Genomic DNA, 11,665 nt, shown 5'->3' with positions numbered 1-11,665 from the left:
CATTACACTACGCCTGCGCGCAGCAGATCATGCATATGTACCACACCCAGCAACTGGTCGCCATCGGCAACCATGACGGAGGTGATATGACGGGACTGCATAAGGTTCAGCACATCCACAGCCAGCGTACCCGGACGCACGCGAATGCCGCCGGGTGTCATCACATCGGCAATGCCCAGCGTACGGACATCCACACCCATGTCGAACACGCGACGCAGGTCGCCATCGGTGAAGATCCCCTGAATTTTCATCAGATCGTCGCACACGACCGTCATACCCAGATTCTTACGGGTGATTTCCAGCAGCGCATCACGAAGGGAGGCGTCTTTACTGACGTGGGGGATTTCATCCCCGGTGTGCATAATATCGTTAACCCGCAGCAGCAGCTTACGCCCCAGCGCGCCCCCCGGGTGGGAAAGGGCGAAATCTTCCGGCGTAAAACCACGGGCTTCCAGCAGCGCCACGGCGAGCGCATCGCCCATCACCAGCGCCGCGGTGGTGCTGGAGGTCGGCGCCAGGCCGAGCGGGCAGGCCTCTTTCGGCACCTTTACGCACAGGTGAATATCGGCTGCACGCGCCATGCTACTTTCCGGACGGCTGGTCATGCAAATGAGCGGCACCTGCAGACGCTTCAGTACCGGGATCAGCGCCAGAATTTCATTGGACTCACCGGAGTTGGACAGCGCGATGACGATATCCTGCGGCGTGACCATACCCAGGTCGCCGTGGGCGGCTTCACCCGGGTGGACAAAGAAAGAAGAGGTTCCGGTACTGGCAAACGTTGCCGCCATTTTGCGTCCAATGTGGCCGGACTTGCCCATCCCCATCACCACGACTTTGCCGGCACAGTAGAATATCTTCTCACATGCCAGACTAAAATCCTGATTAATGTACTGATCCAACTGCGCCAGACCTTCACGTTCAATCTCCAGAACGTCTTTGCCTGCTTTCTGAAAGTCAAAACCCGGCTGCAATTCTATTTGCGACATAATGCGTTTCCGTTTACCCAGAGAGAAGAGGCGAGAGCCAGTACAGCATCGCCATCCATACGATAAATCCACCCGTCAACAGCGCGCCTGCGCCTTTGCCAATCTGTCGTTGCCGCCGCCAGCAGAGCAGGGCAAATATCACGCTGACCAGCAGCATCACACCGTAATCGCGTGAAAACGCCAGGGGATTAAAGGGCCCCGGCGTAATCAGGGCCGGCAGGCCCATTACTATCGCGATATTAAAAATATTGGAGCCGATGATATTACCAATGGCAATGTCATCCTCCCCTTTTCGCGCCCCGGCGATGGCCGTAGCCAGCTCCGGCAGACTGGTACCGATGGCAATAACCGTCAGGCCAATGGTCAGTTCACTGATGGCGAAATAGTTCGCCACGACCGTCGCGTTATCTACGACCATGCGCGTGGCCATCGGCATGATGATCAGCGCCACGCCAAGCCAGAGCAGGGCAACGGGGAGCGTGCCTTCCCGCGGGAGTTCGGCGACCTGCTCACGCGTGAGGCTATCGTGCCCCTGCTTCTCAGCCAGACGGGCGATCTTAACACTATACAGCAACCAAATGACGGCCAGCGCCAGCAAGAAAATGCCGTCACTGACGCTCAGTATGCCATCATAAAATACGCATCCTGCCAGCAGACTTACGATTAACATTAGCGGCAATTCACGACGCAGAACATCAGAATGCACGCGAAATGGATGGAGCAGTGCCGCCAGCCCTAAAATCAACAATATATTGACGATATTAGAGCCAATCGCGGTGCCGACGGCCAGGTCTAACTGGCCATGCAGCGATGCCGAGACAGAGACGATGATTTCAGGAAGTGATGTTCCAACGCTGACAACGGTCATCCCGATGACGAGAGGTGGCACGCCCGTCAGGCGACACAGGATAGATGCAGCAAACACTAAACGGTCAGCACTGTAGACCACCAAAAGTAAACCAATTATTAACAGTGCTGTTGCTAAAAGCATCAAAAGTCCTTTCTTCAGGTATACTCGTCGGTCCATCGCGCGGGAATGGCTGGACTGCATACAGTCTGAGGCGTAACGAATTCCTAATTTTGACTTTATGCGCCGGAAAAGTAAAACAAATGCCAGCTTTCGCTAACCTCAACGGCTATTATTCTGTAAAAATGCTGAGTTTAGGGCTGATCCAGGCTGCATGCCTAAACGTGAGCAGGGTAAGAAAGGAACCATAAATGAGCCAAACGATGGCGAATTTAGTCGATGTCCGCGGTGTGAGTTTTTCTCGCGCCAACAGATTGATATTTGATGATATTTCGTTGACCGTACCGCGTGGCAAGATCACGGCCATCATGGGGCCGTCCGGGATCGGTAAAACGACCCTGCTGCGTCTTATCGGTGGGCAGATCCCACCTGACAGCGGTGAAATCCTCTTTGATGGCGAAAATGTCCCCGAGATGTCGCGCTCGCGTCTGTATACCGTTCGCAAGCGCATGAGCATGCTCTTTCAGTCGGGGGCGTTGTTCACCGATATGAACGTCTTTGATAACGTGGCCTATCCGCTTCGCGAACACACCAGCCTGCCGCCGGCGTTGCTGAAAAGTACGGTGATGATGAAGCTTGAAGCCGTCGGTTTGCGCGGGGCGGCGAAGCTGATGCCTTCGGAACTCTCCGGCGGGATGGCGCGCCGCGCCGCGCTGGCGCGAGCCATTGCATTAGAACCGGATTTAATCATGTTCGATGAACCGTTCGTCGGGCAGGATCCCATCACGATGGGCGTGCTGGTGAAGCTCATCTCTGAGCTGAACAGCGCACTTGGCGTAACCTGCATTGTGGTTTCTCACGATGTACCGGAAGTGTTGAGCATCGCCGATTACGCCTATATCGTGGCGGACAAAAAGATCGTCGCACACGGTAGCGCCCAGGCGTTGCAGGAAAATTGCGATCCGCGCGTGCGACAGTTCCTCGACGGTATTGCCGATGGCCCTGTGCCGTTCCGCTACCCGGCGGGCGACTATCGTGACGATTTACTGGGAATAGGGAGTTAAGCCACTCATGCTGTTAAATGCGTTGGCCGCTCTCGGACACCGTGGCATAAAAACCATCAGGACGTTCGGGCGTGCCGGATTGATGTTATTCAACGCGCTGGTCGGCAAGCCGGAGTTCCGAAAGCATGCGCCTTTACTGGTGCGGCAACTCTATAACGTCGGCGTGCTGTCGATGCTCATCATCATTGTGTCCGGTCTGTTTATCGGCATGGTGCTGGGGCTGCAGGGTTACCTCGTCCTGACAACCTACAGTGCGGAAACCAGTCTTGGGATGCTGGTGGCGCTTTCGCTGCTGCGTGAACTGGGGCCGGTTGTGGCGGCGCTGTTGTTCGCCGGACGCGCGGGGTCGGCATTAACGGCTGAAATTGGCCTGATGCGTGCGACTGAGCAGCTCTCCAGTATGGAGATGATGGCGGTTGACCCGCTGCGTCGCGTAATTTCGCCGCGTTTCTGGGCTGGGGTGATCTCTTTACCGTTACTGACTATTCTGTTTGTCGCCGTGGGTATCTGGGGCGGTTCGCTGGTTGGCGTTCACTGGAAAGGCATTGATGCCGGTTTCTTCTGGTCCGCCATGCAGGACGCCATCGACCTGCGAATGGATCTGGTTAACTGTCTGATTAAAAGCGTGGTATTCGCCATTACGGTCACCTGGATTGCCTTGTTCAATGGTTACGATGCCATCCCGACGTCGGCAGGCATTAGCCGTGCAACTACACGTACAGTCGTACATTCGTCGTTGGCCGTACTGGGTCTGGATTTTGTGCTCACCGCACTGATGTTTGGGAATTGAGTTCATGCAAACGAAAAAAAATGAAATTTGGGTCGGCGTGTTCCTGCTGCTGGCGCTGCTGGCCGCACTGTTTATCTGCCTGAGAGCGGCGGATATCACCTCCGTGCGTACCGAGCCGACATATCGCATCTATGCCACCTTCGATAACATCGGCGGGCTGAAGGCCCGTTCACCGGTCCGTATTGGCGGCGTGGTGATCGGACGCGTATCAGATATTACGCTTGATGAGAAAACCTATCTGCCACGCGTCGCGATGGATATCGAAGAGCGTTACAACCATATTCCGGACACCAGTTCCCTGTCGATCCGGACTTCCGGTCTGCTGGGTGAACAATATCTGGCGCTTAACGTCGGCTTTGAAGACCCCGAGCTGGGAACGACTATTCTTAAAGACGGCAGCGTTATTCAGGATACGAAGTCCGCAATGGTGCTGGAAGATATGATTGGTCAGTTCCTTTACAACAGTAAAGGGGATGAGAAAAAATCCGACGCTGCCCCTGCGCAGTCTGAAGATCATACCGACGTCGCACCGACACCTGGCTCGACGCATTAATTTCAGGAGAAGTCATTCATGTTTAAACGACTGTTAATGGTGGCCATGCTGGTCATTGCCCCTCTTACCGCTGCCTATGCTGCGGATCAGAGTAACCCGTACAAACTGATGGACGAAGCGGCGAAGAAAACCTTCGACCGTCTTAAAAACGAACAGCCTAAAATTCGTGCGAATCCTGATTACCTGCGTGACGTTGTTGACCAGGAATTGCTGCCGTATGTGCAGATTAAATATGCGGGTGCGCTGGTGCTGGGTCGTTATTACAAAGACGCGACCCCTGCGCAGCGTGAGGCCTACTTTGCCGCGTTCCGTGAATACCTGAAGCAGGCTTATGGTCAGGCGCTGGCGATGTATCACGGCCAGACCTACCAGATTGCGCCTGAGCAGCCGCTGGGTGATGCGACCATCGTGCCTATCCGTGTGACGATCAACGATCCAAACGGCCGTCCACCGGTTCGTCTGGATTTCCAGTGGCGTAAAAACAGCCAGACCGGCCACTGGCAGGCGTATGATATGATTGCCGAAGGGGTAAGCATGATCACGACCAAGCAGAACGAGTGGAGCGACCTGCTGCGCACCAAAGGCATTGATGGCCTGACTGCACAGCTGCAGTCCATTGCTCGTCAGAAAATCACGCTGGACGAGAAGAAGTAATGTCACAGCAACTCAGCTGGTCGCGTGAAGGCGAGACATTGAAACTGTCCGGCGAACTGGATCAGGACCTCCTGAACCCGTTATGGGACCAACGCCATGAAGCCATGCAGGGCGTGACGCTGATTGACTTAAGCGGTATCACCCGGGTGGATACGGCAGGTGTTGCGCTGCTTGCCCATCTGGTTGCCGAGGGGAAAAAGCAGGGGGCGAGCGTCAGGCTTCACGGCGCGAGCGATAATGTCGTGACCCTTGCGCAGCTGTACAATCTTCCTCAGGACGTACTGCCTCGTTAATATTTTCAGTGCGTTACTTCCGAAAGCCCTGACAGTTTCATCGTCGGGGCTTTTTGCTTGTTTAAGACGACGCCACTTTGCTCTAAGATGTTGGGCTTGTTTTCACTATCAGATGATTAAGAACCCATGGAAAATCATGAAATCCAGACAGTGCTGATGAATGCACTCTCCCTTCAGGAAGCCCACGTCACTGGCGATGGCAGTCACTTCCAGGTTATTGCTGTGGGTGAGATGTTCGACGGCATGAGCCGCGTGAAGAAACAGCAGGCTGTGTACGCGCCGCTGATGGAATATATTGCGGATAACCGCATCCACGCCCTGTCGATTAAAGCGTTCACCCCGCAAGAGTGGGCACGCGATCGCAAACTAAACGGTTTTTGAGCTGAGGGCGACAGGCCCGCAGCACGGTTGAATTTATAAGAGAGCACACAATGGATAAATTTCGTGTACAGGGGCCTACGCGCCTCCAGGGCGAAGTCACAATTTCTGGCGCGAAAAACGCCGCGCTGCCAATCCTCTTTGCTGCGCTGCTCGCGGAAGAGCCGGTAGAAATTCAGAATGTCCCGAAACTGAAAGATATCGACACGACCATGAAGTTGCTCACCCAGTTGGGCACTAAAGTTGAGCGTAACGGCTCTGTCTGGATCGACGCCAGCAATGTGAATAACTTCTCTGCCCCTTACGATCTGGTGAAAACCATGCGTGCTTCCATCTGGGCGCTTGGCCCGCTGGTGGCGCGTTTTGGCCAGGGGCAGGTTTCACTTCCGGGCGGTTGTGCCATCGGGGCGCGTCCGGTTGACCTGCATATCTTTGGCCTGGAAAAACTGGGCGCAGAGATCAAACTGGAAGAAGGTTACGTTAAAGCGTCCGTCAACGGTCGTCTGAAAGGCGCACACATTGTCATGGACAAGGTGAGCGTGGGCGCAACGGTCACTATTATGTCTGCGGCAACGCTGGCTGAAGGTACCACGATCATCGAAAACGCCGCGCGTGAGCCGGAAATTGTGGATACCGCCAACTTCCTCGTGGCGCTGGGGGCGAAGATCTCCGGTCAGGGTACTGACCGTATCACCATTGAAGGCGTTGAGCGTCTGGGCGGTGGTGTTTATCGCGTCCTGCCGGACCGTATCGAAACCGGCACCTTCCTGGTGGCAGCGGCGATCTCTGGCGGTAAGATTGTTTGCCGTAACGCACAGCCTGATACCCTGGATGCGGTGCTGGCGAAGCTGCGCGATGCCGGCGCGGATATCGAAATCGGTGAAGACTGGATCAGCCTCGATATGCACGGTCAGCGTCCAAAAGCTGTCAATGTGCGTACGGCGCCACACCCGGCGTTCCCGACCGACATGCAGGCGCAGTTCACCCTGCTGAACCTGGTCGCCGAAGGGACCGGCTTCATCACTGAAACCATTTTCGAGAACCGCTTTATGCACGTACCGGAGCTGATCCGTATGGGTGCGCATGCAGAAATCGAGAGTAATACCGTAATTTGCCACGGCGTGGAGAAACTGTCGGGTGCTCAGGTGATGGCCACCGATCTGCGTGCGTCTGCGAGCCTGGTGCTGGCGGGTTGTATCGCGGAAGGGACAACGATTGTGGATCGTATTTATCACATCGATCGTGGTTATGAGCGTATCGAAGATAAACTGCGCGCGCTGGGTGCGAATATCGAGCGTGTGAAGGGCGAGTAATCGTTCCGGCAGCCCCCTGCCAGCAATGACCGGGGGGTTGCTGTGCCTGTCAATTAACGTGTTATTCCTGCAATCCTTTCTTTGCCTTTTTCTGGCGAATCATGCGCGTTCTGTCAATAAACTCATGGGTAATAGGATCGTGGTAACGCGAGGGCCAAATCACCCACGGGTGCGTATCTAGCGCCGTTGCGATAATGAGCTCTCCCTTAGGCCAGGGGCGGGTGAGGGCGTTTGCCAGGGTTGAAGAACTCAGTCCGTGGCGGCGTGACTCTGCTGCCAGTGACGTGCCTCTTTTGCGCAGTGCGGCAATAATATCCGCCGTGTGCCAGTCGATAAATTTCGTGTCCATAACGCTGTCCTTAGTTCGGATTCACCTTCGCCGTTTCGTCAGAAACGACGGGGTTACTATACCCATTTCACACTCTTGTTCTAAAAAGTTCGCGTTACTTGAAGGGATATTCAGAATAAGACACAGCTTTATTCATGCAGTCTCTAAACCGATGCATTTACATGAAGACGTAATTTACAGGAACGTACGGGAATCTCCCCGCAAAGGCGCGGGGAGAAACAGGAGGGATCAACGATCGCGCTGAACGGCGATGTGCGCCAGACCGATCAGCGCATCGCGCCACGGGCTGTCTGGAATAACCTGAAGTGCAGCAATGGCTTTATCCGCTTCCTCTTCCGCACGCTGGCGCGTCCACTCGAGCGATCCGCAAATGGCCATGGTTTCCAGTACGGGTTCCAGAAGATGGCGGCCATTTCCCTGCTCAATCGCTTCACGGATCATTTTCGCCTGGTCGGCCGTTCCGTTGCGCATGGCGTGGAGCAGCGGCAGGGTCGGTTTGCCTTCGTTCAGGTCATCACCAACGTTTTTGCCGAGCGTCTCGCCGTCCGCACTGTAGTCCAGCAAATCATCTATCAGCTGGAATGCCGTACCCAGATAACGACCATAGTCCTGCAGCCCTTTTTCCTGGGCCTCGGTACAGTCAGCCAGAATGCCGGAACACTGGGCGGCTGCTTCAAACAGGCGCGCGGTTTTGCTGTAGATCACGCGCATGTAGTTTTCTTCAGTAATATCAGGATCGTTGACGTTCATCAGCTGCAGTACTTCGCCTTCTGCGATGACGTTAACGGCTTCGGACATCACTTCCAGTACTTTCAGGGAGCCCAGACTGGTCATCATCTGGAAGGCGCGGGTATAGATAAAATCCCCCACCAGTACGCTGGCTGCGTTCCCGAAAGCGGCGTTCGCCGTGGCTTTGCCACGACGCATATCCGATTCATCCACAACATCATCATGCAGAAGCGTCGCTGTGTGAATAAATTCGATGAGCGCTGCGATGGTGATGTGGGCATTTCCCTGATAACCAACGGCTCTGGCAGCCAGAATGGCAATCATCGGGCGTATGCGTTTACCGCCACCGCTGACAATGTAATAGCCCAACTGATTGATCAGTTGAACGTCAGAGTTGAGTTGCTCCAGGATTGCTGCATTCACACCCGCCATATCTTGCGCGGTTAACTCGTTGATTTTTTCTAAATTCATCGCAAAAGCCGGGCTTTTTATCCTGTTGATCCCATCTACTATGGGGTAACGAAGGGTTTCGGTTTATCAATAGTATTGCTGATTGTACTGAAAAAACGGCTCAGATAAACGTTACCGTACGTGTTGTGTTTTTTTTCTTCATGTATTGACGGTAGCACTTGTCAAAGGCTCGCGTTTTGCGTAATATTCGCGCCCTATTGTGAATATTTATAGCGCACTCTGATTCATACGAGGACGTGCGCGGAAGCGGAGTTTATATGTACGCGGTTTTCCAAAGTGGTGGTAAACAACACCGAGTAAGCGAAGGTCAGACCGTTCGCCTGGAAAAGCTGGACATCGCAACTGGCGAATCTGTTGAGTTCGCAGAAGTTCTGATGATCGCAAACGGTGAAGAAGTCAAAATCGGCGTTCCTTTCGTTGATGGCGGCGTTATCAAAGCTGAAGTTGTTGCACACGGTCGTGGCGAGAAAGTTAAAATCGTTAAGTTTCGTCGTCGTAAGCACTACCGTAAGCAGCAGGGCCACCGTCAGTGGTTCACTGATGTGAAAATTACTGGCATCAGCGCCTAAGACCTGAGGAGAGATTTAAATGGCACATAAAAAGGCTGGCGGCTCCACACGTAACGGTCGCGATTCAGAAGCTAAACGCCTGGGCGTTAAGCGTTTCGGTGGCGAATCCGTTCTGGCGGGTAGCATCATCGTTCGTCAACGTGGTACCAAATTCCACGCTGGCAACAACGTAGGTTGCGGTCGTGACCACACTCTGTTTGCTAAAGCAGACGGTAAAGTGAAATTTGAAGTTAAAGGCCCGAACAACCGTAAATACATCAGCATCGTTGCTGAGTAAGGTTTTCTCGGTCCGGTAACGGATTAAAGCCCCGCAACCTGTTGCGGGGCTTTTTACATTGGAAACCCGGTAATTTTTTCTGTAGGGAAAACGGGCATGAAGCAGCAGGCCGGCATAGGTATTCTTTTGGCGCTCACTACCGCAATGTGCTGGGGTGCGTTGCCAATTGCAATGAAGCAGGTACTGGAAGTGATGGAGCCGCCTACGGTGGTCTTTTATCGCTTTCTGATGGCAAGTATCGGCCTCGGGGCGATTCTGGCTGTCAAAGGTAAGCTTCCTCCGCTGCGACTCTTCCGTAAACCGCGCTGGCTGGTGTTATTGGCTATCGCGACAGGTGGACTGTTTGGGAACTTCATTCTGTTCAGTTCTTCCCTGCAATATCTTAGCCCTACGGCGTCACAGGTGATTGGTCAGCTTTCACCCGTGGGCATGATGGTCGCCAGCGTCTTTATCCTCAAGGAGAAGATGCGCGGTACGCAGATTATCGGGGCGAGCATGCTGCTATGCGGTCTGGTGATGTTCTTCAATACCAGTCTGATCGAGATTTTTACCCGGCTGACCGATTACACCTGGGGTGTGATCTTCGGTGTAGGGGCAGCAACGGTCTGGGTGAGCTATGGCGTCGCGCAAAAGGTGTTATTGCGTCGTCTTGCCTCACAGCAGATCCTCTTTTTGCTGTACACTTTGTGTACACTGGCGTTGTTGCCGTTAGCGAAGCCGGGGGTAATCACCGAGCTTAGCGACTGGCAACTGGCGTGCCTCTTTTTTTGTGGGCTGAACACGCTGGTTGGTTATGGCGCGCTGGCCGAAGCAATGGCGCGCTGGCAGGCAGCACAGGTGAGCGCATTAATTACGCTTACTCCGCTGTTTACGCTGTTATTTTCAGATTTGTTATCAATGGCCTGGCCCGATGTCTTCGTCAGACCGATGCTCAACCTGTTGGGCTATCTCGGTGCGTTTGTCGTGGTTGCGGGCGCGATGTATTCCGCCATTGGTCATCGTCTTTGGGGACGTTGGCGCAAAAATGAAGCGGTTGTAGTAGTCCCCCGCTCAGGCGAATGAGTTACGGAGTGTAAAATGAAGTTTGTTGATGAAGCGACGATCCTTGTCGTGGCTGGTGATGGCGGCAACGGTTGCGTGAGCTTCCGCCGTGAAAAGTATATCCCTCGTGGCGGCCCTGACGGCGGCGACGGCGGGGATGGTGGTGACGTGTGGCTGGAGGCGGATGAGAACCTCAACACGCTGATCGACTACCGTTTTGAAAAATCCTTCCGCGCTGAGCGTGGTCAGAACGGCCAGAGCCGTGACTGTACCGGTAAACGCGGAAAAGACGTCACCATTAAGGTGCCTGTCGGTACGCGTGTGATTGACCAGGGGACCGGTGAAACCATGGGTGACATGACCAAACACGGTCAGCGCCTGATGGTCGCTAAAGGTGGCTGGCACGGTCTGGGCAACAGCCGTTTTAAATCATCTGTTAACCGTACGCCACGTCAGAAAACGATGGGTACGCCGGGCGATAAGCGCGATCTGCAGCTGGAGCTGATGCTTCTGGCAGACGTGGGCATGCTCGGGATGCCAAACGCGGGCAAATCGACGTTTATTCGTGCCGTCTCTGCTGCGAAACCAAAAGTGGCGGATTATCCGTTTACAACCCTGGTGCCAAGCCTGGGCGTTGTTCGTATGGATAACGAGAAGAGCTTCGTGGTTGCCGATATTCCGGGTCTGATTGAAGGCGCAGCGGAAGGTGCCGGTCTGGGTATCCGCTTCCTGAAACACCTTGAGCGTTGCCGCGTCCTGCTGCACCTGATCGATATCGATCCAATTGATGGTTCCGATCCGGTAGAAAATGCCCGTATCATCGTCGGCGAGCTGGAGAAATACAGCGAAAAACTGGCCAACAAACCGCGCTGGCTGGTCTTTAACAAAATCGACCTGATGGATAAAGCCGAAGCGGAAGCAAAAGCGAAAGCCATTGCTGAAGCGATGGGCTGGGAAGATAAATACTATCTTATCTCCGCCGCAAGCCAGGTGGGCGTGAAAGATCTGTGCTGGGATGTGATGACCTTCATCATCGAGAACCCAGTTGTTCAGGCGGAAGAAGCCAAACAGCCTGAAAAAGTCGAATTCATGTGGGATGACTACCACCGCCAGCAGCTCGAAGAGCTGGAAGCGGAAGAGGATGATGAAGACTGGGACGATGACTGGGATGAAGACGACGAAGAAGGCGTCGAGTTCATCTACAAGCACTAATCGTCGTGAAAGGCCC

The 11,665-nt window shown here is 54.3% G+C and carries 15 protein-coding genes; 11 read left to right on the top strand and 4 right to left on the bottom strand.

What is annotated here, in order from left to right; translation table 11 throughout:
- Window positions 1-2: 2 nt before the first annotated feature.
- Both kdsD and C1N69_RS20180 read right to left on the bottom strand, forming a co-directional pair.
- Entirely contained in the window at window positions 3-989 is a 987-nt protein-coding gene (gene kdsD / locus C1N69_RS20185; RefSeq protein WP_059385406.1) for an arabinose-5-phosphate isomerase KdsD, read from the bottom strand.
- Window positions 990-1,002: 13 nt separating this feature from the next.
- A complete protein-coding gene (locus C1N69_RS20180; RefSeq protein WP_045284743.1) occupies window positions 1,003-1,980 on the bottom strand; it encodes a calcium/sodium antiporter in 978 nt (325 codons plus the stop codon).
- Between the two features lie 227 nt (window positions 1,981-2,207).
- On the opposite strand from C1N69_RS20180, the gene mlaF reads away from it, so the two are divergent.
- From mlaF to murA, 7 genes are all read left to right on the top strand, one after another.
- Window positions 2,208-3,020, top strand: coding sequence for a phospholipid ABC transporter ATP-binding protein MlaF (gene mlaF, locus C1N69_RS20175; protein ID WP_025756698.1), 813 nt, complete (start codon window positions 2,208-2,210; stop codon window positions 3,018-3,020).
- A 7-nt stretch (window positions 3,021-3,027) separates the two neighbouring features.
- Complete coding sequence (gene mlaE, locus C1N69_RS20170) at window positions 3,028-3,810, top strand: lipid asymmetry maintenance ABC transporter permease subunit MlaE (protein ID WP_010436044.1); 783 nt, start codon at window positions 3,028-3,030, stop codon at window positions 3,808-3,810.
- Window positions 3,811-3,814: 4 nt separating this feature from the next.
- Window positions 3,815-4,363, top strand: coding sequence for an outer membrane lipid asymmetry maintenance protein MlaD (mlaD, locus tag C1N69_RS20165; protein WP_047959544.1), 549 nt, complete (start codon window positions 3,815-3,817; stop codon window positions 4,361-4,363).
- 18 nt (window positions 4,364-4,381) lie between these two features.
- Window positions 4,382-5,017, top strand: a complete 636-nt coding sequence (gene mlaC / locus C1N69_RS20160) for a phospholipid-binding protein MlaC (protein ID WP_155031788.1) — start codon at window positions 4,382-4,384, stop codon at window positions 5,015-5,017.
- The gene (gene mlaB / locus C1N69_RS20155) at window positions 5,017-5,310 is read left to right on the top strand and encodes a lipid asymmetry maintenance protein MlaB (RefSeq protein ID WP_094919362.1); all 294 of its coding nucleotides are present in this window, start codon (window positions 5,017-5,019) and stop codon (window positions 5,308-5,310) included. Before mlaC ends, mlaB begins: the two co-directional genes overlap by 1 nt.
- Window positions 5,311-5,436: 126 nt before the next feature.
- Window positions 5,437-5,691, top strand: coding sequence for a BolA family iron metabolism protein IbaG (gene ibaG, locus C1N69_RS20150; RefSeq protein ID WP_008501458.1), 255 nt, complete (start codon window positions 5,437-5,439; stop codon window positions 5,689-5,691).
- Window positions 5,692-5,741: 50 nt separating this feature from the next.
- Window positions 5,742-7,001, top strand: coding sequence for a UDP-N-acetylglucosamine 1-carboxyvinyltransferase (gene murA, locus C1N69_RS20145; RefSeq protein WP_025756701.1), 1,260 nt, complete (start codon window positions 5,742-5,744; stop codon window positions 6,999-7,001).
- Between the two features lie 61 nt (window positions 7,002-7,062).
- Here the strand turns inward: murA and sfsB are convergent, their stop codons facing one another.
- Together sfsB and ispB are read right to left on the bottom strand one after the other, a co-directional pair.
- Window positions 7,063-7,350, bottom strand: coding sequence for a DNA-binding transcriptional regulator SfsB (gene sfsB, locus C1N69_RS20140; RefSeq protein ID WP_047959543.1), 288 nt, complete (start codon window positions 7,348-7,350; stop codon window positions 7,063-7,065).
- A gap of 228 nt (window positions 7,351-7,578) precedes the next feature.
- The gene (ispB, locus tag C1N69_RS20135; RefSeq protein WP_047959542.1) at window positions 7,579-8,550 is read right to left on the bottom strand and encodes an octaprenyl diphosphate synthase; all 972 of its coding nucleotides are present in this window, start codon (window positions 8,548-8,550) and stop codon (window positions 7,579-7,581) included.
- Between the two features lie 257 nt (window positions 8,551-8,807).
- Here ispB and rplU point away from each other — a divergent pair, with 257 nt between their 5' ends.
- The 4 genes from rplU (at window position 8,808) to cgtA (ending at window position 11,649) form a co-directional block, all read left to right on the top strand.
- The gene (gene rplU / locus C1N69_RS20130; RefSeq protein ID WP_003025032.1) at window positions 8,808-9,119 is read left to right on the top strand and encodes a 50S ribosomal protein L21; all 312 of its coding nucleotides are present in this window, start codon (window positions 8,808-8,810) and stop codon (window positions 9,117-9,119) included.
- A 19-nt stretch (window positions 9,120-9,138) separates the two neighbouring features.
- Window positions 9,139-9,396, top strand: a complete 258-nt coding sequence (rpmA, locus tag C1N69_RS20125; protein ID WP_004385076.1) for a 50S ribosomal protein L27 — start codon at window positions 9,139-9,141, stop codon at window positions 9,394-9,396.
- Window positions 9,397-9,492: 96 nt separating this feature from the next.
- Window positions 9,493-10,458: a DMT family transporter gene (locus C1N69_RS20120; protein ID WP_059385408.1), complete on the top strand. Its 966-nt coding sequence runs from the start codon at window positions 9,493-9,495 to the stop codon at window positions 10,456-10,458.
- 15 nt (window positions 10,459-10,473) lie between these two features.
- On the top strand, window positions 10,474-11,649 hold the full coding sequence (gene cgtA / locus C1N69_RS20115; RefSeq protein WP_045284746.1) for an Obg family GTPase CgtA: 1,176 nt from the start codon (window positions 10,474-10,476) through the stop codon (window positions 11,647-11,649).
- Window positions 11,650-11,665: the final 16 nt, after the last annotated feature.

Source organism: Enterobacter sichuanensis (assembly GCF_009036245.1).
Classification (GTDB): Bacteria; Pseudomonadota; Gammaproteobacteria; order Enterobacterales; family Enterobacteriaceae; genus Enterobacter; species Enterobacter sichuanensis.
Note: the sequence above shows the minus strand (reverse complement) of the source record. Positions and strands in the feature narration are given on the sequence as shown.